The organism is Lacinutrix cladophorae (assembly GCF_053604645.1).
The window spans coordinates 536386-560426 of the sequence record NZ_JBSHNR010000119.1 but is presented as its reverse complement, the minus strand read 5'-3'; the positions used below and the strand labels follow the sequence as shown (position 1 = coordinate 560426).

Sequence of the window (24041 nt, the reverse complement as noted above, 5' to 3'; positions counted from 1 at the left end):
AAATAAAGATGAAACAAACACAACATATAGAAAGCTATAACAATAACCAATTTAGTAAAGAAGAAGCTTACTTAAAAGCGAAGAAACGTGTAGGACAAATAAAAGGTTTTTACTGGCATTTATTATCATATATAGTAATCAATATTGTAATTCTTTATATGATTTCATTAAATGTAGAAAGAGAAAATTTTTGGACATTTAATGTTTTTTCTACAGTGTTTTATTGGGGAATTGGTTTATTTTTTCATTTTTTAGGTGTTTTTGGAAGAAATGTATTTTTAGGGAAGGCATGGGAAGAACGAAAGATTAAAAAAATTTTAGAAAAAGAAGAACAACAACAAAATTGGCAATAAACTAATAATCGATAATACCACTTTTATGAAAGTACTTATTATAGAAGACGAAAAACCATCTGCTAGAAGATTGCAGCGTATGTTAGATAGTCTTAACCTAACAGCAGATACTATGTTGCACTCTGTGGAAGAGTCTATAGCTTGGTTTCAAAATAATGCGCATCCCGATCTTATATTTTTAGATATTCAATTAAGTGATGGATTGTCTTTTGAGATTTTTGAAACCATAGATATTCAATCGGCTGTAATATTTACAACAGCTTATGATGAATATGCATTACAAGCTTTTAAGTTAAATAGTATCGATTATTTATTGAAACCTATAGATGAAGAAGATTTAGAAAAAGCAGTTTCTAAGTACAAATCCAGAATCCCAGAACAAAAAAGCGTTACTTTAGATTTTAATGATATTAAAAAATTACTTGTAAACCCAATAGAACGCGAATACAAAAAACGTTTTTCGGTAAAAGTAGGCCAGCATTTAAAATTAATAAATATTGAAGATATTGAGTGCTTTTATAGTGAAAACAAAGGTACTTATTTGCATACTTCAGAAGGAAGGAATTATTTACTTGATACCACACTAGAACAATTAACAGACGAATTAGAACCACAACAATTTTTCCGAATTAACAGAAAGTTTTTTGTAAACATTCAGGCAATAAAAGATATGGTAAGTTATACTAATTCGCGTTTGCAAATAAAATTAAATTCCTATAACGAGCAAGAGGTAATAGTTGCTAGAGAGCGAGTTAAAGATTTTAAAACATGGTTAGAGTAGTTTTAATCGTCTTCAATTCTATTATCATCAAAAGCGCTAGGTAATAATTTGGGTATAAATTTTATTACTAAAGGAAGTAATAAAGCGCCACCAGGAAGTAAAAATATAGCTAAACTTGGTATCGATTTAAATATATCTAATAACTGTCCCTGTACTTTTTTCTGTTCTTCATCATTTAAATCTCTAATGGTAGATTGCGAAATTAAGAGCATCAATTCTTTACTTTCACCTAATTCTTTATATAGACGTTTGCTATTTCTAGAAATCAGCTTGCTAACCATTTTACTAGAATTATCGTAAAAAGTTTTTACAATATTTTTAGATCCAAGTAAAACAATTTGTTCTTTATAGGTATTGTAAAATAACGTTATTGCTGTAATAGCTTCGTTAACTTTTTGTTGTTCTAGTTTTAAATCTATTCCTAACTGATTTAAAAATTCATATTCCTTTTTGTCTATAGAAGCGTCTGTCCAAGTAGCCATACACGCCATATCTAGTATGTATTGTGTTTCTAATTCACTTTGAATAAATGTAATCGCTTCATTATATGTAATGTTGTATTTTTTTTGAAAACGTAAAGATTGCTCAAATAACTTTATTAAACTAGTATCATATTCACTCTTGGTTTGTTTAGCATTTAATGCAGATAAAACAATAGTTTCTAGCGAAGATTCTAAATTCTTAATATAATTTACGGTTATCGTTTTAGTCTTTAAGTAATGCTTGTAAGCAAGAACATCTATATATAATAATGCATTAGTAATAAAATAATTAAAGCTTTTAGAGATGAGGTTGTCATCAATTAAAACACGTTTATGAATTATTTTTTCTAGTAATCCTGCAGATTTTTTTTCTCCTAAAAGCTCTTTAAAGTAGGAGGACTTATATTCTTCAATTTTAGTATAGAATTCGATGATACTATCTATAAAATTTTCAGAATCATCTAACTTTTTATGAGAGAAATATAAGGATAGAAAGAGATTGGTTTTGCAAATTTCTTCATTTGTGAAATCTTTTTTTACAAATATTTTTTTAACTATATCTATATTATTTCCATAAATAAATCCGCTTTCTCTTAATGCTAAATAAAAAGCATGTGTTGTTGTTTGTTCTAGAGTATTGTTGGTCTCTAGTATTTTTAGCAGTTTGTTTATCCAGCCACTTGCCGATGGATTCATGGTTGTAATATTAAGTTGTGTAAAGATAATTTTTTCTACTGAATAAAAAATATTTAAACTTTTTTAAAACCCTCTTTTACTTTTTTGCGTAGGTATGTGTGAGAGTCAAAAATTAATTAACTAAAAACCTCACTATTATGAAAAAAACAAAAATTATTTTAGGAATTGGAGCTTTAGCAATAGCTAGTTTCTTTATGGTAGCAGCAGATCACATTGATGCTCCTGCAGTTGCAAGTGGTACAGCAGATATCACAGACTTCTATGCTTTTCAAGCAGAAGACCCAAATAATGTTGTGTTTGTAGCAAATGTACAAGGACTTTTAAGTCCTAGCGCAACAGCTTCAGCAGCATTTGATGAAAATGTTTTAATAGAGTTTAACATTGATACCACTGGAGATAATGTTGAAGATTTAGTATTACAAGCGATACCAAGAGATGGTAGAATGTATTTCTTTGGACCAACTATACCAGGAAGTGTAGGTGTAGATAGTGCTATCGAAACCAATGCAACACAAACATCTGTAGCGATTTCTGCTTATGGTGAAGCTGCAACAGCTACAACAAATGCTGGAATGAAATTTTTTGCAGGACCTCGAGATGATCCTTTCTTTATGGATTTTGCACAATATGGTGAAATCATTGCAGGAAATGCAACGGGATTTAATAGTCCAGGAGTAGATACTTTTAAAGGAACTAATGTAATGTCTATAGTTGTTGAAGTGCCAAAAACTATGGTTGGTGGTTCTGGAACTATCAATACTTGGGTAGAAGCAAAAACAAAACAATAAAAACTAACTTATTTAAAACGTACAATTATGAACAATATAAAAACAATATTAGGCGCAATATTAATTTCAGCATTTGCATTCAATTGCTCTAGTGATGATGATAGTAATAATAATGAAGGATCTATGTCTATAGAACCAGATTTTTCAGGAACATATACACAACAAGATCAAATGGGAAGACCAGCCGTAAATACGGTATTTGTTAGTGCTGCAAGTAAAAACACATTTAATGTAACAACTCCAGATGCTCAAGGAGCTGCTTTTCAACCTATGTTTCAAGCAAACTTAGAGGGTTTAAGTCCTGCTTTTGCGAATCCAGGAGATATGAATGCTTTAATGCAAACTTCTGCAGATTTTACAGGGCTATTAGCTACAGATGTACTTAATCTTTCTTTAGATGGTGAAACTACTTTTTTTAATCCTGCAACAGGAGCTTTGTTAACCGGAAGAAATTTAACTGATGATGTAATAACAATAGAATTGTTATTAATTTTTGGTGGTGAAGACTTTACCGAAAATCCACAGTTATCCAATGACAATGTAGATGCTAACGATAAACCTTTTTCTGCCTCATTTCCTTACTTAGCTTCTGCTTGGTAAATTTTTTTAAACCATTAGAGTGTGCCTGCCATACTCTAATGGTTATAAATCCAACAACAAAAACAACCTACAACCAACAACAAAAAACAAAAAAAATGAACACAGCAAATTATAAACTACTTTTTATTTTATTACTAGTATTAACAAGCTGTAATAAATCTTTAGACAAAATAACAAGTGTAAACGACTATAACACATATCTAAAAGGATTAGAGAGCGAGACACTGCAAACTATTCAAGGAGATCATGACTTTTGGGAAAATAAGCTAGAAAAAGAACCTAATCAATATCCTTATTTAGTAAAATTAGCAGCGTCTCAATCTCAATTATTTACAGCGACTGGTAATATAGATTATTTAATTCTTGCAGAAGAAAGCCTAATTAAGGCAAACGAAAAAATCAATTATACCAATTCTGGTTATTTACGTGCTTTAGCAAGAAATTATATTTCACAACATAGATTTAAAGAAGCATTAAATCTTTTAGAAAAAGCCGAAACTATTGGCGAAAATTTAAAAGGAACTCAAAAAATGCTATTCGATGTACATTTAGAATTAGGTAATACTAAAAAAGCATCTCATTATTTAGCACAAGTAAAAGACCTTAGTGATTTTGGTTTTTTAATTCGCCTGTCTAAATGGAGCGATCATGAAGGCGATTTATCTGCAACCATAAAATATATGGAGAAAGCAATGGCAATTGCAGAGTCTTCAAAAAATAAAGCATTAATGCAATGGGCTTATACCAATATTGCAGATTATTATGGGCATGACGGACAAATAGAAAAATCATACCATTATTATTTAAAAGCATTAGCTATAAACCCAAACGAAGCATATGCTAAAAAAGGTATAGCATGGATTGTTTATTCTTATGAGCGTAACCCACAAGAAGCTATACGTATTTTAAACACCATAGCAAAACAACATCAAGCACCAGATTATTACTTGTTAAAAGCTGAAATTGCAGAATATATGAACGATAAAACGGCTAAAACAAAATACTTAACACTTTATGCAAACGCAGTTAATAATACAAAATATGGTGATATGTATAATGCTTACAATGCAAAACTATTTGCTGAAGAATTAAACCTTACCGATCAAGCATTAAAACTTTCTAGAGAAGAAATAGATAATAGACCAACAGCACAATCGTATGATTTATTGGCTTGGACCTATTATAACAAAGGGCATTATGAAAATGCTTTACACATAGCAGAAGACAATGTTCTAAACAAAACTTTTGAACCAGAAGCGATGTATCATTTAGCAAAAATATATAAAGCGAATGGGAAAATTTCTGAAGCTAAAAAACTAAAAAAAGAATTATTAGAAAGTAGTTTCGAACTTGGTCCTTTAGTAGAAAAAGAAATAAAAAATATTTAGTTTTACCGTTTTAAAAATTTAAATATGAAAAATATAATAGTAATAGCTATCTTATTTTGTTCTTTTTTTACAATGAATGGACAAAATATTAAAGGAAAAGTAACAGATAACTTTAATCAACCATTAGAAAATGTTTATGTGTTTAATACCAATGCAAACACACACGCACATACTTTACCAAACGGTACATTTATTTTATTAGATAACAAAATAGGAGACACCATAAATATTGGGTTACTTGGTTTTAAAAAGAAGACAATAATTATAAATAACAAACATATAAATGAAGGTTTAGAGGTAGCCCTAGAAAGTAAAACATTAATGTTAGAAGAATTGGTTCTTACCGAACAATTAAATGCAGTTAATACCATTACTAAAATAGATTTAGCTACAACACCAGTAAATTCTTCACAAGAAATATTACAAAAAGTGCCAGGATTAATCATTGGTCAACATGCAGGAGGTGGTAAAGCAGAACAACTTTTTTTAAGAGGTTTCGATATAGATCATGGAACAGATATTTCTATTGGTGTAGATGGTATGCCAGTAAATATGGTGTCTCACGCTCATGGTCAAGGATATAGTGATTTACATTTTGTAATTCCAGAGACCATTAACAATATAGATTTTGGAAAAGGACCTTATTACGGTAAGCAAGGCGATTTTAATACTGCTGGATATGTAGACTTTTCAACAAAAGACCATTTAAAAGAAAGTACAATTAAACTCTCCGCAGGACAATTTAATTCCTTAAAAACATTGGCTATGTTTAATTTGTTGGAAGATAAAAAAAATCAAAATGCTTATATAGCAGCAGAATATATTGCAACAGATGGACCATTTGAGTCTCCTCAAAATTTTAATAGACTGAACCTTTTTGGAAAATATGTAATGTATACTCCAGATAATAATAAGCTTTCTTTAACGGCCTCTCATTTTACAAGTCGTTGGGATGCTTCTGGACAAATTCCACAAAGAGAAGTTGATAACGGTAACATTTCACGTTTTGGTGCTATAGATGATACCGAAGGCGGAAACACAGAACGAACTAATTTTAATGTAGTATATAACAAATACATTTCGGATAATACAACGCTTAAAGCGAATGCTTTTTATTCCCATTATGCTTTTGAATTGTATTCTAATTTTACTTTCTTTTTAGAAGACCCAGTAAATGGAGATCAAATAAAACAAAAGGAAAATAGAAACATTTTTGGAGTAAATACAGAAATAACTAAAGATGTGTATTTAGGAGCAGTGCCAGTACAATTAAATTACGGAGTTGGTTTAAGACACGATATATCTAACGATGTGGAGTTATCTAAAACTTTAAATAAAACAACACTTCTTGAAAATGTACAGTTAGGAGATATAAATCAAACCAACTTAGACGCATTTGTTTCTGCAGATTTCGAGTTTGGTAAACTTACAGTAAGTCCAGCATTACGTCTAGATTATTTTAAGTTTTTATATAACGATCAATTACAACCTAGTTTAAACACACAATCGGAAACAAAAGCAATAGTTAGTCCGAAGCTTAATTTGTTCTACGATGCGAATGATAATTTACAACTCTTTGTAAAGTCTGGGATTGGTTTTCACTCTAACGATACTAGAGTAGTAGTAGCACAAGAAGGAGAAGAAATATTACCACGTGCATATGGTGTAGATGTAGGAAATATTTGGAAACCATTTTCAAAAGTAGTTTTTAATTCTGCTTTATGGTATTTGTTTTCAGAACAAGAATTTGTATATGTTGGAGATGCAGGAATTGTAGAACCAAGCGGAAAAAGTGAACGTTACGGATTGGATTTAGGATTGCGATACCAACTAAATGATTGGCTGTATTTTGATACAGATGCAACAATAACACATGCAAGAAGTGTAGAGGATCCAGAAGGAGAAAATTATATTCCCTTAGCACCAGATTTTACTATGGCTGGAGGTCTGTCTGTTAAAGATTTAAAAGGTTTTTCTGGAGGAATTAGATATCGCTTTATAGATGATAGACCAGCAAACGAAGATAATTCTATTGTAGCAGAAGGATATTTTGTAACCGACTTTAACGTAAACTACACTTTTAACAAAATTACATTAGGTATGGTTATAGAAAATCTATTTGATGTAGATTGGAATGAAACACAATTTGCAACAGAATCTAGATTACAAAATGAAGTGCAATCGGTGGAAGAAATTCACTTTACTCCAGGAACACCATTTTTTATAAAGGGAAGTATTAGTTATACATTTTAAGAATGTATAAAAATACCAACAGAAATAATATTTGCTATATAATCTAGAAAAATTTTAAGGGAGTTTTTTTGAAGAAGTTTTTTGTTGGTTAGAAAACGTCACGTTTAGAAATAAGCTGGCGTTTTCTTTATATAATAAATTTTGATGTGCCTTTTGAAGCATACATTTTTATATACTAGCTTTCCTTTTCTTAAACAAAAGGAGCTCAAATCTATGTTTTTTAATAAGCTATCTATAATTTATTAAGCCATAGTTATTTATTCTTGGACTGTCTTTATTTTAATCCCCGAAAGTATATAATCAGGATTATCTGTTCCAAAGCTTAAAAATATGTATAAGTAGTCCTTATAAAATATTGGAGAGATAAAACCACCCAAATGGTCTGAAGTCCAGTCGTATTCTGGGTATTTGTTGTTAATGTTAATAGGGTTAACAATTAAAGGGCTACGTGTATCGTGTATCCATTTTTCGTTTTGTAACTTCATTAAGCCATATTCTCGATTGAAGGAAGTGAGATATTCTGAAGGTAATTCTTCGCTACCAAGTAATATATATAATTCCGAATTATATGTAATATAAGAAGCATCATCTGCCTTTCCGTGTAAATAACCAGAGGAGTTTTTTGCTTTTTGAATAACCTTAGACGAAAGAATACCTAGGTTTTCATCAAACACTTTAAAAATAGTTTTGGTAGTAATTTCATGAACCTCTGTGTCTATAAACTTCGAGCTTCTTCGGTGAAACAATACTCTAAATACATCTTTATGTTTTGTAATTGCTAAAGGAAAACTATTTTGTTCTATTCCATGCCATTCTGGAATTTTTATTTCTTTAGGAGATTGTACTATTTCTAATCGTTTGTTAAGAATCATATACGCAGAAGTATAGTTTCCGTTTGGTTGTTCTACACCAAGTAAAACAAGAAAGGTGTCGTTTTCTAATTTTAAAGGATTTCCAGAGCTAAATACATTTCCGTTTTTTTTTGCAAATGAAATTTGATCAGTACTAAGTATTTTTTTTTCTTGAAACTCCCAATTTTCTAAGTCCGAACTTGTGGCGTAAAATATAGATCGTTTATTATGTGCACCAAAAACAACAGGTGTTAGTAATACAAAATCATTATCTGCCCTTTTTATAATACCACCAGCCTGAATGTAGTTAATGTATTCGTCTTTTATATAGGTTGGATAGTTTTCAAATAATGGTTTGTTTTTAATTATTTTATAATTTACAAACGGATTAAAAAATTCTAAAGTTTCTTCCTCCTCCATATTAAAAACACCAGCATATGTTTTACCAAGGGTAATCCAACCAGAGTGTACATCTACTTTAATTATTTCAACCATATTAGAAGCCTCTTCTCCTTGTGTGATAAACCAAGACTGATTTTCGGTCGCTTTATTTAATAAGTTTTCCAGTGCTATATAATTCGTTTTAATACGATTATTTTCATGGTCTACTGCAATAATTCTAATAGGATTGCTTCTAGAAATATTGTTTTCGGTATCCGAGATTAGGCAATTCTCAAAAAGATTATCTAAATTATTTTTTGATTGAAAAGCGAGATGAATTAAAATAAATAGAAATAGTACTATTTGTTTTGTAAAGTATGTAACGCATTTATGCATAATAAAGAACGCATTTTGAATTCTTCCTAAGGTGCAGAGGCAACAGCACCAAGTGTGTATAGTTGCTCTAGAGTAGGAGATTCACTTCCTCCTTCTGGTTCTAAAGTAATACCAAACGCTTCAGATGCATTGGCATTTTCTATAGTAAATAGTTTGTTTTCGTCACTATTAAAATCAGCAATAACACCTAAACTTGTTGGAGTTAACGGATTTAGTTTTAAAGACCATACTTGATATACTTTTCCTTTAGGAGGTTCTGGTAAACCTTGTGCATCTAATACGATACTATTACTCTTTTTATCCCAATATACTTTAGCATATGCTTCTGGATATACTGCTTGTCCAGCAAGAGGTACAGGAATAATGTCTTTGTCTCTTAATACAGAAATAAGTTTTTTTGCTTCTGTTAAGCTGGTATTCCCTTTTTCTATTTGTACTTCTAATAATTCTTTATCCACATCTGCAATTCGTATTTGCTCTTTAAGTTGGTTGTTTTGGTTAGCAAACCATAAGATTCCTGCGGCAAATACAATAGAAGCTGCCCAACTAACATAAGTAAACCATTGTTTATTAGGTTTGTTATCTAGAGGAATAACTTTAGTGTCGTTATTATTCGTTATTTTATCTTTAATAGAAGTGTAAAATAATTTACTATCCCTTGGTGAAACTGCAGCTGTGAGTTTAATTATGGCAGCTTCAATTTTTAAAACTTCATCGAGAAGTTCAGGGTGTTTTAAAGTAAGCGCATAGACTTCCTGACTTTCTTTTTCAGAAAGGGTTCCTGCAACGTAAAGTTCCAAGATTCCAGATTCTATGTATTCCTTTGTATTCATATTAAACATCTAGCATATTACGTAATTCGCTTATGCATTTTCTATTTCTAGTTTTTATTGTACCAATTGGCATTTCTAATGTTTCCGAAGCTTCTTTTTGTGTATATCCTTTAAAATATAACAGTTCAATTACTTGTTTACATTTATCTGCCAGTTTAGAAACAAACTTTTTAATACCAATGGCATCTGTTTGATCGTCTAAACTTTCGTTGCTTTCAATGATATCTACGAAAAAATCGGAGTTAAGGTTTTGTTTTGTGTTCTTAAAATTTTTAGAACGTGTTTTATCTATGGCTGCATTGCGTGCTATGTTTAAGATCCAAGTAAAAAAACGACCTTTTTTAGCAGAGTAGGAATCTGCTTTATGCCATGCTTTTATAAAAACATCTTGCATAATTTCTTGAGCAATGTCAGGATCCCTTACAATATTAAAAATTACCCCATGCATACTTTCACTATACATATTGTAAAGTGTTTCGAAAGCTTTTTCGTCTTTTTCTTGAAATTTAGAAACGAGAAGTTCTAATTGCATGTAGTATTAATAATTTGTTTTAAAATAAATTATGGAACAATATAGGTATTATAAATATAAAAAAAGGCACAACTTTGTGCCTTTTTTTAATATAAATTATGTTGTTGTTATTCAATAATACCACCACAGCTAATACGGCCTCCTGCATTTCCTGTAGGTTGTCCATAATCATCTGCACCTGCATGAACAATAACTGCTTTTCCTAATATATCCTTGTTTTTGTCTCCACAGCCTATACACCACTCATTCGTTGAAAATTCTAAAAAAGCGCGTCCATCTTCATTTGCGGTTAGATTACCAATATCCCCTTTGTGGTATCCTGCAGTATCTCCCCATTTTCCATGTGGTTGTGCCGTTGGATTCCAATGTCCTCCAGAAGAAGTGCCGTCTGCAGACGAACAATCTGCTTTTTCATGTATATGTATTGCATGTGTTCCTGCTTCTAATCCTTCAACCATAGCAACCATTCTAATTTTTCCATCTTCTTCCGTAAAAGCAATATTACCTTTTACTTTACTGTCGCTTTTAGGCTCTAGTTTCATTTTTACTTTTTTAGCTTTCATTGCTTCTGTGGTTCCTGTTTCCTGTTTTACTTCTTTTTTACAGCTAACAGCAAAAATGATACTTAATGCTAAAATAAAAATTGAACTTCTTTTCATTGTTAAATGGGTTTTATATGAAATACTAAAGTTAGCATATATTATGTCTAATAACAAATTAGTAATAGGATGGTTTTTTACTTTTTTATTTATCTCTTAAAAACGTACTGATTTCTATATTAACATCTTCCCAAGTTTTACTTACGCCATCTGCACCTTTATGTAAGTCAAAACATACTTTGTTTAATGTTTCTAAAGCACTTAAAGCATTCCATTTTTTAAGATCCATTGTCGCTTTCATCGCAACTCGTCTTTCCTCAGTAATACTTACTTCTAATGGTAAATCTTCAGTGACTCCATTCATTGTTATAGAGGCTAAATATTTCCCATTAGAATACTTAATAATTCCTTTTATTAAATCAGTATCTAACATCGCTCCAAAGAAAGATGCTTTTAATTTAGCATCTCTAGTATCATCTTTGGTAAATAAACTACTTACCGGAATTGAAAAATTTAAATTGTTTAAAGCTTCTTCAGGAGTAGCTCCAGATTTGTTTTCAAAATTTAATGTTGCAAATTCTCCTCCAACAGGTACTTTATCGGTTGTTTTAAATGCAGTCCATTTTACGGCAGTTGCCTCTGGCTTTATAACAAATAGATTTGCTGTTTCAGCGTTTTCTATATTTTGTATTTTCTTGTCTTTTTTTTCACTTTTACAAGAAGTAAATAGTAAAGAAATTACAGCTAATATTGTAAGGAGTTTTGTGATTTTCATGATTAAATTTTAAATGTTTCAGTAAAGTTAAGTAGATAAAAGGGTTTCTGCAAGTACATATTAAATTCTTAGTAACAGCAATTATTTTTAATATGATATATGTCATATTTTTTTAGGTATAAGCGGTGTAATTTTGGTGTAGAATTTTTAGGTATGGCAAATTTACTAGTTAATAAATATAATATAGCAGGTCCTCGTTATACGAGTTATCCTACAGTTCCGTATTGGAATAACAATACATTCTCATTAAAAAAATGGAAAGCTTCTTTAATAGAATCTTTTCAAGAAAGTAATGACTCCGAAGGTATTAGCCTTTATATCCATTTGCCTTTTTGTGAAAGCTTATGCACCTTTTGTGGCTGTAATAAACGTATTACGAAAAGACATGAAGTAGAAACTCCTTATATTACAGCTGTTTTAAAAGAATGGAAACTTTACTGTGACTTATTAGAAAAGAAACCCAATATTAAAGAATTACATTTAGGAGGTGGAACACCTACTTTTTTTACACCAGAAAACTTAGAATATTTAATTGCTGGAATTTTAAGAAAAGCAACCCTTGCTGAAAATTATGCGTTTAGTTTTGAAGGTCATCCAAATAACACCACAAAAGAACATTTACAAGCCTTATATAATTTAGGTTTTAAACGTGTAAGTTTTGGTGTACAAGACTATAATGAAACGGTTCAAAAAGCTATACATAGAATACAACCTTTTGAAAACGTAAAACGTGTAACAGAAACTGCACGAGAAATTGGCTATACCTCTATAAGTCATGATATTATTTTTGGCTTGCCATTTCAAACCGAAGCACATGTTCAAGAAACCATTAATAAAACCAAATTATTAAAACCAGATAGAATTGCTTTTTATAGCTATGCGCATGTACCATGGATTAAAGGTAACGGGCAACGTGGGTATAAAGATAACGATTTGCCAACAGCAGAAAGTAAACGTAAGCAATACGAATTGGGTAAAGAAATGCTTTTTCAAGCAGATTATGTAGAAATAGGGATGGATCACTTTGCATTACCAACAGATACCTTATATAAAGCAACTATAAAGAAAGAATTGCATAGAAATTTTATGGGGTATACAGCCTCAAAAACAAAGGCAATGATTGGTCTAGGTGTTTCTTCAATTAGCGATAGTTGGTATGGTTTTGCTCAAAATGTTAAAGGAATTGAAGCGTATTACCATTTGGTAGATGAAGGAATAATTCCTGTGTATCGAGGACATATTTTATTAGATGAAGATTTAATTATTAGAAAACATATTTTAAATCTAATGTGTCAATTTGAAACTTCTTGGACAGCAACAGAAAATTATTTTGCAGAATTACCAGATACCTTAATAAAACTTAAAGAAATGGAACAAGATGAACTAATTGAAATCTTTTCCAATAAAATAATAATTACCGATAAAGGAAAACCCTTTGTTCGAAATATTTGTATGGCTTTCGATTTACTTCTTCAACGTAGTAAGCCAGAAGCCCAACTATTTTCAATGACCATTTAAAACCATAAAACGATAAAAACCATGAAAAAAATTATTGTACCAATAGATTTTTCGGAACACTCAGAATACGCATTAGAAACAGCTGCTGTTTTAGCAAAAAAATATAATGCAGAAATATTAGCATTACACATGCTAGAATTATCGAATGCTTTAATTTCTAGTGCAGAAAACTTGCAACAAGAAGAAACCGTTTTTTATTTAAAATTAGCAGAACAAAAGTTTCAAGAATTTTTAAATAAAGACTATTTACAAGACGTAAATGTGACTCCTTTAGTAAAACACTTTAAAGTGTTTAGCGAAGTTAGTGAAGTAGCTAAAGAGCATGATGTAGATTTAATAATAATGGGCTCGCATGGTGCAAGTGGATTAAAAGAAGTACTTGTTGGTTCTAACACAGAAAAAGTAGTAAGACATTCTAATATTCCTGTATTAGTTATAAAGCAAAATCCTATTTTAACCGATTTTGAAAATGTGATTTTTGCTTCCGATTTTTCTGATGAAGCAGTAGCTCCATATCTAAACGCTAGTAAATTGTTTGAAGCTTTAAATACGAAAGTGCATTTAGTCTATGTAAACCTGCCAGATAATCGCTTTAGAAGCTCTACCGAAATAGAAAAACGTGTGGCAACTTTTTTGAAAAAAGCAGATGGAAATCTAGACAAGATGAAAAATGTTGCTTATGTTAATGATTATACTATTGAACAAGGAGTGTTAAATTATTCTAATATTGTTGGTGCAGATTTAGTTGCAGTTGCAACACATGGTAGAAAAGGTTTAGCGCATTTCTTTGAAGGTAGTATTTCTGAAGATATAGCAAATCATTCTACTTTGCCAGTGATGACATTTAAAATTTAGTTTCACTTTAAAAGAGGTCTTAATAGTTAATTAATTAAATTTAAAGTGAGTGAAAAGCCGAACAATGTTCGGCTTTTTTATACATGATTTTTAATTAAGACAATTTTGTCCTAAATATGATAAATGTCATGTTTTAAAATAAGTTTTCAAAGTAAATTTACAGTATTAAAATAACCAATAACTAAAACAGATGAAAACAACACTAAAATTATTGATGGTATTATTTGTAACACTTCTAGTAAGTTGTGGAGGCAAAGAAGAAAAGAAAAAAGAAGGATTCTCTTATCAAAAAAAGGCAACAACAGAAAAAGCTGCAACTCCAAAAGCAGAAAAGGTTTCTGCTTCTAAAAAAGTAAATTTAGACAATAAAGGTGTTGGCCCAATAAAATCTATTACACTTGGTGCTGAAATAGATCAAGCAATGGCAACACACGGGGAAGATGTTTATAAGAAAATGTGTACAGCTTGCCATAGAGCAGACAAAAAATTTATTGGCCCAGCTCCAAAAGGTATTCTAGAAAGAAGAACTCCAGAATGGGTAATGAACATGATTTTAAATCCAGAGCAAATGGTAAAAGAAGATCCATTAGCAAAAGAGTTATTAATCGAGTTTAATGGTGCACCAATGGCAAACCAACACCTTACTGAAAAAGAAGCAAGAGCTGTTTTAGAATATTTTAGAACTCTTAAATAAATCGTTATGAAACGAATTAAGAATATGCTTTTTGTTTTTGCTGCAATGACTTTATTAAGTGCTTGCAAAGACAGTAATACAGAAAATGCAAACACAAGCACAGAAGTAGAAACACAAGCTACAATACAAAAAACTGGACAAGCATTTATTGAAGATGATGGAAGTACAACCGTTTTAAGTATTGCAATTGGTTCTAAAGATCATACTACGTTAGTAGCCGCAGTACAAGCAGCAGCATTAGAAAATGCTTTAGTAAACGCAGGACCATTAATGGTTTTTGCACCAACTAATGAAGCCTTTGCAGCATTACCAGAAGGTACAGTTGAAAATTTATTAAAACCAGAAAACAAAGATGCTTTAGCAAATATTTTAAAGTATCATGTAACACCAGGCAACTATTCTAAAGACTTTTTAAAGAAATTTAAAAAACTAGGTCAAGCAAATAATGGCTATGTAAAAGTAGAGGTAGTAGATGGAGAACCAATGATTGGAGGAGCTAAAATTCTTGCTAGCATGCCTGCCGGTAATGGTATTGTACACATAATAGACAAAGTGTTATTGCCACCAACTGAATAATTGAAACACTAAATAAAATATTAAAATAATGAAAAGAATACTAACATCAAGCATTGCAACACTTATTATCCTTTTAGGGTTTACAAGTTGTAATAACGGGAACAAATCCAACTCTAAATCTGGAGCCCTTGCAAATAATATTGCAGAGAAAGTTTATATAGCTCCTGGAGAGTATGACTCACATTACGCTTTTATATCTGGTGGATATAGTGGTAATTTAACCGTTTATGGTTTACCTTCTGGGAGAATGTTTAAAGAGATTCCTGTGTTTTCACAGTTTCCAACATCTGGTTATGGTTATTCTGAAGAGACTAAACCTATGTTAAATACTTCTCACGGATTTATTCCTTGGGGGGATTCTCACCATCCAGATATTTCGCAATCTAAAGGAGAAATTGATGGTCGTTGGGTTTTTATAAATGAAAATAATACACCGCGTATTGCAAGAATTAGCCTTACCACATTTGAAACAGAAGAAATTATTGAGGTTCCAAATAGTGCTGGCAACCACAGTTCTTCTTTTGTAACCGAAAACACAGAATATGTAGTTGCAGGAACACGTTTTTCTGTGCCAATCCCGCAACGAGATATGCCAATTAAAGATTACAAAGGAAACTTTCAAGGAGCCTTATCTTTTATTAGCGTAGCACCAGAAACAGGAAACATGGATATTAAATTTCAAGTTTTAATGCCAGGTTTTAACTACGATTTGTCACATCCAGGACGTGGGAAATCTCACGGTTGGTTCTTCTTTACAACATATAATACAGAAGAAGCTAGTACGCTTTTAGAGGTGAATGCATCTCAAAACGATAAAGATTTTATTGCAGCTATAAACTGGAAAAAAATTGAAGAATATGTAAATAATGGTGGTGGAAAAATGATGCCAGCTAATTATACACATAATGTATATGATGAGCATACACATACAGCAAAATCTACTATGAATAAAGAGGTTCGTGTTGTAAACCCAATTGATGTTCCTGGAGCTGTTTATTTCATACCAACACCAAAATCACCACATGGTTGTGATGTTGATCCTTCTGGTGAATACATAGTTGGTAACGGAAAATTATCTGCTAATTTAACCGTGCATTCATTTACAAAAATGTTAGATGCTATTGAAAAAGAGAAATTTGCAGGTGAAGCTTACGGCATTCCTATTTTAAATTTCGAAGATGTTTTAGCTGGCGTTGTAGAGCAACCAGGATTAGGACCATTACACACAGAGTTTGATGGCCAAGGAAATGCATATACTACATTCTTTATTTCTTCTGAAGTTGTAAAATGGAAAATAGGAACTTGGGAAGTTATCGACAGAAAACCTACATATTACTCTGTTGGTCACTTAACAATTCCTGGAGGAAACTCAGGGAAACCTCAAGGTAAATACATGTTTGCAATGAACAAAATAACAAAAGATCGTTATTTACCAACGGGTCCAGAAATGGAGCATTCTGCCCAGTTGTATGATATTTCGGGAGAAAAAATGGAATTATTATTAGATTTTCCAACACATGGTGAGCCACATTATGCAGCAGCAATGGAAGCAAGTCTTATTAAAGAGCAATCTCAAAAAATCTATAAGTTAGCAGATAACAAACATCCATATGCTGCAAAATCTGATGCTGAAACTAAAGTAGTAAGAGACGGAAACGAAGTTCATATTTATATGACCACTATTAGGAGTCACTTCTCACCAGATAATATTGAAGGTGTAAAAGTAGGAGACAAAGTCTTTTTCCACGTTACTAATTTAGAGCAAGATTTTGATGTACCTCATGGATTTGCTGTACTTGGTCAAAACAATTCAGAATTATTGATAATGCCAGGACAAACAAAATCATCTGTATGGGAACCTAAACAAGTTGGTGTATGGCCTTTCTATTGTACAGATTTCTGTTCTGCATTGCACCAAGAAATGCAAGGTTATATCAGAGTTTCTGCTGCAGATTCAGATGTGCCAATTAAATGGTCTCTAGGAGAAGATATTGAGTAAATTAATTTGAAGAATTAGAGAAATTTTGTTTTAGTGTTTATTTCTCTAATTAAGGCGAGAGTTGAGTTTTCGCTCTCGCCTTTCTTTTTTAAAACACTTTATTCTGTTAACACAGAAACCTCACGGAAAAGAATACTAAATATTACACATCATGAAAAAGGCTAGCATTATAATGATAATTGGTTCATTACTGTTATTAGGACTTTTTAAATTCCCGTTATGGAACATTATGCTTGGAGCACCTCAATATCCAGACCCTTTAGGTATGAATATTTATATCGATGGTATAAAAGGTGTATCTGAATTTGATTTACAAAATATTGACGGTTTAAATCACTACATAGGTATGAAAACCATACCAAAAGCAGAAGAAATGTGGGAATTCTCAGTATTTCCTAAAGTAATATTAGGTATGGCTTTATTAGGTGTAATTATTGGTTCATTGGGATATCTTAACAAAGTGAGTTATAAATATTTCTTAGGTTGGTTTGTTTTAATGTCTGTTTTAGGCATCTTAGGCATGTACGATTTTAATAATTGGTTAGCGGATTATGGTGGCAATTTAGACCCACACGCTATTATAAAAGTAACAAATCCAGATGGTACACCAATGTCATACAAACCACCATTAATTGGGTTTAAAAAACTATTAAATTTTGATGTTACTTCTTTACCAAATACAGGAGGTTACTTAATGTTTATAGGAATGTCTTTAACACTTGTTGCTTTTTGGCTAGGCCGAAAAATAAGTTTGAAGAAAACAACATCCTAATTTTACATTTTCAAAACACTAAAATAATGAAAACACTAAAACACTATTCAGCTCTTATATTACTTCTAATTTTTTCAAGTTGTAATGTATCACCAAAATCCATAGAATATGGAAGTGATGGTTGTCACTTTTGTAAAATGACCATTGTAGATAAAGTACATGCAGCAGAGTTTGTAACAAAAAAAGGAAAAGTTTATAAATTTGATGCAACAGAATGTATGATTCATTATTTCGATGAATTTGATACGTCCGAAATAGAATTATACCTCACTAATTATTTTTCTAAACCAGAAGCTTTCACGGATGCAACAAAAGCAACGTTTTTAATCAGTAAAAACATGCCAAGCCCAATGGGAGCATTTTTAACAGCATTTGAAAATAAATCTGAAGCAGAAAAAGTACAAACAGAAAAAGGCGGAAAACTATACTCTTGGCCAGAATTACTAGCTCACCTAAAAGACTAGTAACATGAAAAGTATAACGGTTTTCTTTATAGCTATTTTCATAGCTAACATAAGTATTGCCCAAACTATTGAGGTTTGTAGCACTTGTCCTGTTTCAACTTTAAAAGAGGCTATAACACAATCAAAAGATTTTGATACCATAATAGTTGAAAAAGGTTCTTACAAAGAGCATGCAATTGTAGTAGACAAACCACTAACAATTATTGGTAAAAATTACCCAGTAATTGATGGTGAAAAAAAAGGTGAAATTATTACTATAACAGCAGATAATGTTACCGTTGATGGCTTGTTTATTATAAATGTTGGCACAAGTTACACTGAAGATTATGCTGCGATTAGAGTTAAAAACAGCAAAAATTTTGTCATTCAGAATTTAGTATTAGAAAAACTTTTCTTTGGTATTTATATCGAAAAATCTAGAAATGGAAAAGTGTATCATAACAAAATAATTGGAGATGCTGTGGAAGAATACAACTCTGGTAATGGCATTCAATTATGGTATAGTAAAAATGTAGAAATTGAACATAATTACGTAGAACATGTAAGAGATGGTATTTACTTAGAGTTCTCTGACGACTGCTTAATTAAAAATAATATTAGTACTCTAAATGTGCGTTACGGCTTACACTTTATGTTTTCTAATGATGATACATATCAAGATAATACGTTTGAAAACAATGGTGCTGGAGTAGCAGTTATGTTTTCTAAACGCATAAAAATGTATAACAATCTTTTTAAAGAAAATTGGGGAACAGCTTCCTACGGAATGCTATTAAAAGAGATTAATGATGCTGAAATTATAGGCAATATTTTTGAAGATAATACCATTGGAATTAACATAGAAGGCTCTAATCGTATTAATTATAGACACAATAGTTTTTCTAATAACGGATGGGCTATTAAGGTAAAAGGAGCGTGTTACGCAAATAATTTTACAGAAAACAACTTCTTATATAACTCTTTTGATATCGCGTACAATAGCAATGTAAACGATAATGTTTTTGATAAGAATTATTGGAGCAATTATACAGGATATGATCTCGATAAAAATGGTATAGGAGATGTGCCTTACAGACCAGTGAAATTGTTTTCATATATAGTAAACCGTACACCAGAAACTATCATTTTACTACGTAGTATGTTTATAGATATTATTGATTTTTCTGAAAAAGTATCCCCAGTTTTTACACCAGATAATTTATTAGACAAGAACCCACAAATTAAAAGAATAACATGGTAACGATTCAAAATTTACATAAAAAATTCGGAAGGAATCAAGTCTTAAGTGGTTTAAATTTAACAATTAATGAAGGCGGTATTTTTGCCATTCTTGGTCCAAATGGATCTGGAAAGACAACATTGATTAAAGCAGTTTTAGGAATGGTTATTCCTGATAAAGGAGAAATCACTGTATTAGGTGAAGAAATTAAGAAAAATTCAGATTACAGACATAAAATTGATTACTTGCCACAAATAGCCAATTTCCCAAGTAATTTGAAGGTAAAAGAATTAATTAAAATGATTAAGGATTTACGCAAACCTACAGACGAAGATCAACGTTTAATAGAATTACTTCGCTTAGAACCTTTTTTAGATAAAAAATTGGGAAACCTTTCTGGTGGAACAAAACAAAAAGTAAATCTGGTATTAACCTTTATGTTTAATAGTCCTTTAATTATTTTGGATGAACCAACAACTGGCTTAGATCCAATTTCTCTAATACGCTTGAAAGAACTAATAAAAGTAGCGAAAGCAAAAGGGAAAACAATACTAATTACTTCACATATTATGAGTTTTGTAGAAGAAATATCTGATGAAATTGTATTTATTTTAGAAGGTGAAATTTACTTTAAAGGCTCCATTCAAGAATTAAAAACCAAGACCAATCAGCAAGATTTTGAACATGCAATTGCGTCTATATTAACTAATAATCATGCTTAAAATATTAAGATATAGTTTTTTCGATTTGATGCGTAGTCGTTGGAGTTACGTCTATTTTGCGTTCTATTTATTACTAGGTGTTATTTTGCTATTTTTAAACAATGATTTATCTAAAGCAGTTATTACTTTAATGAATGTTATTATTGTTTTAGTACCTTTAATAGGTACCATTTTTGGTGTCATGTATTATTATAATTCACAAGAATTTACCGAATTACTTTTAGCACAACCAATTAAACGTGCTTCTATCTTTTTAGGACAATATTTAGGAGTAGCATTATCGCTATCTATGAGCTTAATTCTAGGTTTAGGAATCCCGTTTGTGTTTTATGGTTTGTTTGAAAGTAGTGCTGTTTGGGATTTTTCTCTTCTTCTAATTACAGGAGTATTTTTAACCTTGATTTTTACTGCATTAGCATTTAATATTGCTCTTTCTAACGAAAATAAAATCAAAGGCTTTGGCTATGCTATCTTACTTTGGCTATTTCTTGCTGTCATTTATGACGGATTATTTTTAATGACACTAATTCTATTTGAAGATTATCCATTAGATAAATTATCATTATTTGGGACGATGCTAAATCCTATAGATTTATCTAGAACTTTAATTTTATTAAAACTAGATATTTCGGCATTACTTGGGTATACAGGAGCAGTTTTTAAACAATTTTTTGGGACCAGTTTCGGGCTTATCGTGTCTTTCTTTATGTTAACTGTTTGGGTGATTTTACCAGTTTGTCGAATAATAAATAAATCGAAGAAAAAAGACTTTTAAAAAATGTACTTTATGAAAGCAAAACCAACAATGTTAATACTGTTTTTAGTTTTTATTTTTGGTTGTAAAACCGAAAATCAAAAAGGAGTAATAAAAGTAAATGAAACCGAAGCGGTTGCATTATTAGATACTTTACAGTTAAAGTTGAATCATGGTAAAAAATGGATTGTAAATCTAGAAACACAAGGTGGAGTTGTAAAAATGGATGCCATTATCCAAAAGTTTAAAGCAGAGAATAGTAAAGACTATAATGGCTTAGGTAAAAAATTATCTACACAAGTAGGATACATTATTAAAAACTGCAGTATGGTTGGTGAATCTCATGATCAATTGCATGTAGTTTTGGTTCCTATGCTAGATGTAATTTCAAATTTAAAAGAAGCTAAAAATATTACAGAAGGAGCTGTTTATTTGGAAAAACTAGAAGCATTAATTAATGATTTCTTTCTTTATTTTAAAATCTAATTCATTTCTTTTTTAGGATGTAATACCAAAACCGCTTTGCTTATTTTTGAAAGGTTAATATTCGTTTTACTTTAGAAAATAAATGTTCTAAAAACTCTCATTTTTATCAAATAAAGATAAAAAAATCTATATAATGGTTTGTGATAGCCTGAGTTATTGAATCAATAAAAATCGTTTCAAAACGATAATTCACATTATTAATTTTTTTTTAATTTTCAACAAGTGCATTGCATAATGTATATGTTTTTTTTGATTACTTATTGAAGTAAGGTTGTTTTTATTTAGGATAAATTTAACCTATTTGTATTCAAATTTTTTAAACCTTTAAAAAGGAAGTGCCAGATTTTATGCCTTGGGCTAATTCTTCCAAATTGGTAGTTTCTAACATGTACTTTAATTCATTCCTAATACTTTCAAACTTATCATGTACTGGACAAGGATGGTTTTCATCACAAGTTTTTAATCCTAATCCGCAACCACTATAAACAGAGTTGCCATCTATAGCTAGTACTATTTGCGAAAGTTTTATTGTAACAATTTTGTCTTTATTAATCTCAAATCCACCATGAGCACCACGAATTGATTTAACAATGTTATGTTTTACTAATGCTTGTAAAATCTTTGCTGTAAAGGCTTTAGGTGAATTTATTTCTTCAGAAATTTCTTTAGGAGATACACGATTTCCTTCTTGCGAGTTTTTCGCAATAAAAATAGATGCTCTTATTCCATATTCACAAGCTTTCGAAAACATATCTTTTTTAAATGCTGATGCAAATTTAACACAATATTTTAATTAAGGATGTAAAACAAGTATAGGTTTATTTATTTTAGCAATAGTTATTTTAGTATTCTTTTTAGAAAAGAAGTTTTCTAAAAAGCCCTCGTTTTTAATAAATAAAGATAGGAAGTCTATATTGTTAGTTTGCATATAACTTGAGATAGCAGAATCCATAGGGACATCATTAACAATGTAATATTTACAATTATAACGGTATAAATTTGCGACATCTTTATCTTCAATATCCCTATTTTCATTGTTTGGATTTACCCGTAAAACATGCATTCGTAATTTGTTGTTTTCTATAAATTCTAATAAACTTGCAAACTGTTTTCCATCTATAGCATCGAAAGGGTCTAGAGGTAATAAGAGTTCCTTAATAGGAGTAAATGAATAGGCTTCTGGAATGATTAATGTTTTACAATTAATCTTTCGAGCTACTTGCACCGTATTGCTACCAAAGAGAACTTCTTTTGCACTTGTAGCTCCATTGGTTCCCATAACAACAAAATCTATTTGTTTGGACCTAATAGCTTGATTAATGGCATCTATAAAAACATCAAAATCAATAATAGTTTCAAATGCATAATTTTCATTATTAAATTTGTTTTTTAACTCTTCAACAAGTGCTTCTAATTTTTCTTTTGGCTCTTTAGTTAAGGATTCAAAAACACTTTCTTTTGAAGCGTACATTAAATCATCAGAAATATAACTGCCTATTTTGTAAACATGCATTAAGTGAAAAGTACATTTTTCATTTTTAAATAAATGTAACGCATAGTGTATTGCATTTTTTGCATTATTAGAAAAATCGGTGAGAAGTAATATGTTTTGCATAATTTTAATTGTTTGTTATACATCAAGTTATAAAATATGCTTTCAAAAAAATATGATTAAAATCAGTTCGCTACATAAATCGTTTGTAGTATTTGTTATAAATGAAGAAATCCTAGACCATTTTCTAAAAAATGCTCTAGGATTTACTAATTAAAGCTATTATTTAATAGCAAGAATATTAAAACTGTTCTATTAAATAGTTTATTAAATCTGTGGTAGTTACAATTCCAATTAACTTATCATTATCTACTATTGGTAATGCATGAAATTCTTTTTCTGCTAATATTTCTGCAACTTCTTTAATCGTTGTATTTGAAGTAATGCTTGTTAAATTCTTAGCCATTACTTGTTCTATACTAAACATATTATATACTACTGTATCCACATCACTTTCGTTTTCATCAATGGCATCAGCAAAACTAATTCGTAATAAATCGGTATAACTTAACATACCAATTATTTTATCTCCACTTACCACTGGAATATGACGAATATTATTTTTTTTGAATAATTTTTCAGCTACATCTAAATCGTCGGAATGATTAAGTGTAATTACATCTCTTGTCATAATTGTCGAAACTGGTATTCTTTTTCTCATAATGTTTTGGTTTTAAATTCTATACTAAAGATAGTTTAAAACCCAAAAAATAAATATGACA

24 protein-coding genes and 1 pseudogene are annotated in these 24041 nt (G+C 30.5%); 16 read left to right on the top strand and 9 right to left on the bottom strand.

Going from position 1 to position 24041, the window contains the following annotated elements; all coding sequences use genetic code 11:
- The first annotated feature begins 8 nt into the window (after positions 1-8).
- On the top strand, positions 9-353 hold the full coding sequence (locus ACVC3Y_RS12855) for a 2TM domain-containing protein (protein ID WP_303423993.1): 345 nt from the start codon (positions 9-11) through the stop codon (positions 351-353).
- A 25-nt stretch (positions 354-378) separates the two neighbouring features.
- Entirely contained in the window at positions 379-1134 is a 756-nt protein-coding gene (locus ACVC3Y_RS12850; protein WP_303423992.1) for a LytR/AlgR family response regulator transcription factor, read from the top strand.
- Positions 1135-1136: 2 nt separating this feature from the next.
- Here ACVC3Y_RS12850 and ACVC3Y_RS12845 read toward each other — a convergent pair whose 3' ends face one another.
- The gene (locus ACVC3Y_RS12845) at positions 1137-2312 is read right to left on the bottom strand and encodes an LETM1-related biofilm-associated protein (RefSeq protein ID WP_452227107.1); all 1176 of its coding nucleotides are present in this window, start codon (positions 2310-2312) and stop codon (positions 1137-1139) included.
- A gap of 137 nt (positions 2313-2449) precedes the next feature.
- On the opposite strand from ACVC3Y_RS12845, the pseudogene ACVC3Y_RS12840 reads away from it, so the two are divergent.
- The 3 genes and pseudogenes from ACVC3Y_RS12840 to ACVC3Y_RS12830 all read left to right on the top strand — a co-directional run bounded on the left by ACVC3Y_RS12840 (position 2450) and on the right by ACVC3Y_RS12830 (position 7341).
- A pseudogene (locus ACVC3Y_RS12840) lies at positions 2450-3700 on the top strand (DUF4331 family protein).
- A 95-nt stretch (positions 3701-3795) separates the two neighbouring features.
- Positions 3796-5088 carry a tetratricopeptide repeat protein gene (locus ACVC3Y_RS12835; RefSeq protein WP_452227106.1) on the top strand — a complete coding sequence of 431 codons (1293 nt, stop codon included), beginning with the start codon at positions 3796-3798 and terminating at the stop codon, positions 5086-5088.
- A 24-nt stretch (positions 5089-5112) separates the two neighbouring features.
- On the top strand, positions 5113-7341 hold the full coding sequence (locus ACVC3Y_RS12830; protein ID WP_452227105.1) for a TonB-dependent receptor: 2229 nt from the start codon (positions 5113-5115) through the stop codon (positions 7339-7341).
- A gap of 257 nt (positions 7342-7598) precedes the next feature.
- Here the strand turns inward: ACVC3Y_RS12830 and ACVC3Y_RS12825 are convergent, their stop codons facing one another.
- The 5 genes from ACVC3Y_RS12825 to ACVC3Y_RS12805 all read right to left on the bottom strand — a co-directional run bounded on the left by ACVC3Y_RS12825 (position 7599) and on the right by ACVC3Y_RS12805 (position 11708).
- The gene (locus tag ACVC3Y_RS12825; RefSeq protein WP_452227104.1) at positions 7599-8969 is read right to left on the bottom strand and encodes a hypothetical protein; all 1371 of its coding nucleotides are present in this window, start codon (positions 8967-8969) and stop codon (positions 7599-7601) included.
- A 26-nt stretch (positions 8970-8995) separates the two neighbouring features.
- Positions 8996-9802, bottom strand: a complete 807-nt coding sequence (locus tag ACVC3Y_RS12820) for an anti-sigma factor (RefSeq protein ID WP_452227103.1) — start codon at positions 9800-9802, stop codon at positions 8996-8998.
- Position 9803: 1 nt separating this feature from the next.
- Positions 9804-10334 (bottom strand): RNA polymerase sigma factor, encoded by a 531-nt coding sequence (locus tag ACVC3Y_RS12815; RefSeq protein WP_303423986.1) that lies wholly within the window; start codon positions 10332-10334, stop codon positions 9804-9806.
- 107 nt (positions 10335-10441) lie between these two features.
- Positions 10442-10993, bottom strand: coding sequence for a superoxide dismutase family protein (locus ACVC3Y_RS12810; protein WP_303423985.1), 552 nt, complete (start codon positions 10991-10993; stop codon positions 10442-10444).
- Positions 10994-11078: 85 nt separating this feature from the next.
- A complete protein-coding gene (locus ACVC3Y_RS12805; protein ID WP_452227102.1) occupies positions 11079-11708 on the bottom strand; it encodes a YceI family protein in 630 nt (209 codons plus the stop codon).
- 153 nt (positions 11709-11861) lie between these two features.
- On the opposite strand from ACVC3Y_RS12805, the gene hemN reads away from it, so the two are divergent.
- The 11 genes from hemN (at position 11862) to ACVC3Y_RS12750 (ending at position 21767) form a co-directional block, all read left to right on the top strand.
- Positions 11862-13226, top strand: a complete 1365-nt coding sequence (gene hemN, locus ACVC3Y_RS12800) for an oxygen-independent coproporphyrinogen III oxidase (RefSeq protein WP_303423983.1) — start codon at positions 11862-11864, stop codon at positions 13224-13226.
- A gap of 21 nt (positions 13227-13247) precedes the next feature.
- Positions 13248-14081, top strand: coding sequence for a universal stress protein (locus ACVC3Y_RS12795; RefSeq protein WP_303423982.1), 834 nt, complete (start codon positions 13248-13250; stop codon positions 14079-14081).
- Between the two features lie 190 nt (positions 14082-14271).
- Positions 14272-14775, top strand: a complete 504-nt coding sequence (locus ACVC3Y_RS12790) for a c-type cytochrome (RefSeq protein WP_303423981.1) — start codon at positions 14272-14274, stop codon at positions 14773-14775.
- Between the two features lie 6 nt (positions 14776-14781).
- Positions 14782-15351, top strand: a complete 570-nt coding sequence (locus tag ACVC3Y_RS12785; RefSeq protein ID WP_452227101.1) for a fasciclin domain-containing protein — start codon at positions 14782-14784, stop codon at positions 15349-15351.
- Between the two features lie 28 nt (positions 15352-15379).
- Positions 15380-17350 (top strand): Sec-dependent nitrous-oxide reductase, encoded by a 1971-nt coding sequence (gene nosZ / locus ACVC3Y_RS12780; protein WP_303423979.1) that lies wholly within the window; start codon positions 15380-15382, stop codon positions 17348-17350.
- Positions 17351-17501: 151 nt separating this feature from the next.
- Complete coding sequence (locus tag ACVC3Y_RS12775; RefSeq protein ID WP_452227100.1) at positions 17502-18122, top strand: hypothetical protein; 621 nt, start codon at positions 17502-17504, stop codon at positions 18120-18122.
- Between the two features lie 26 nt (positions 18123-18148).
- Positions 18149-18586 (top strand): nitrous oxide reductase accessory protein NosL, encoded by a 438-nt coding sequence (locus tag ACVC3Y_RS12770; protein WP_452227099.1) that lies wholly within the window; start codon positions 18149-18151, stop codon positions 18584-18586.
- 4 nt (positions 18587-18590) lie between these two features.
- Positions 18591-19826, top strand: a complete 1236-nt coding sequence (locus ACVC3Y_RS12765; protein ID WP_303423976.1) for a nitrous oxide reductase family maturation protein NosD — start codon at positions 18591-18593, stop codon at positions 19824-19826.
- The gene (locus tag ACVC3Y_RS12760; RefSeq protein WP_452227098.1) at positions 19820-20527 is read left to right on the top strand and encodes an ABC transporter ATP-binding protein; all 708 of its coding nucleotides are present in this window, start codon (positions 19820-19822) and stop codon (positions 20525-20527) included. The genes ACVC3Y_RS12765 and ACVC3Y_RS12760 overlap by 7 nt, the downstream gene beginning before the upstream one ends.
- A complete protein-coding gene (locus tag ACVC3Y_RS12755; RefSeq protein WP_452227097.1) occupies positions 20520-21302 on the top strand; it encodes an ABC transporter permease in 783 nt (260 codons plus the stop codon). The genes ACVC3Y_RS12760 and ACVC3Y_RS12755 overlap by 8 nt, the downstream gene beginning before the upstream one ends.
- 12 nt (positions 21303-21314) lie before the next feature.
- Positions 21315-21767 (top strand): hypothetical protein, encoded by a 453-nt coding sequence (locus ACVC3Y_RS12750; RefSeq protein ID WP_303423973.1) that lies wholly within the window; start codon positions 21315-21317, stop codon positions 21765-21767.
- A 316-nt stretch (positions 21768-22083) separates the two neighbouring features.
- Here the strand turns inward: ACVC3Y_RS12750 and ACVC3Y_RS12745 are convergent, their stop codons facing one another.
- From ACVC3Y_RS12745 to ACVC3Y_RS12735, 3 genes are all read right to left on the bottom strand, one after another.
- Positions 22084-22518: an RrF2 family transcriptional regulator gene (locus ACVC3Y_RS12745; RefSeq protein WP_303423972.1), complete on the bottom strand. Its 435-nt coding sequence runs from the start codon at positions 22516-22518 to the stop codon at positions 22084-22086.
- 42 nt (positions 22519-22560) lie between these two features.
- Positions 22561-23382: a universal stress protein gene (locus ACVC3Y_RS12740; protein WP_303423971.1), complete on the bottom strand. Its 822-nt coding sequence runs from the start codon at positions 23380-23382 to the stop codon at positions 22561-22563.
- Positions 23383-23560: 178 nt separating this feature from the next.
- Positions 23561-23980, bottom strand: a complete 420-nt coding sequence (locus ACVC3Y_RS12735) for a CBS domain-containing protein (RefSeq protein WP_303423970.1) — start codon at positions 23978-23980, stop codon at positions 23561-23563.
- Positions 23981-24041 lie beyond the last annotated feature (61 nt).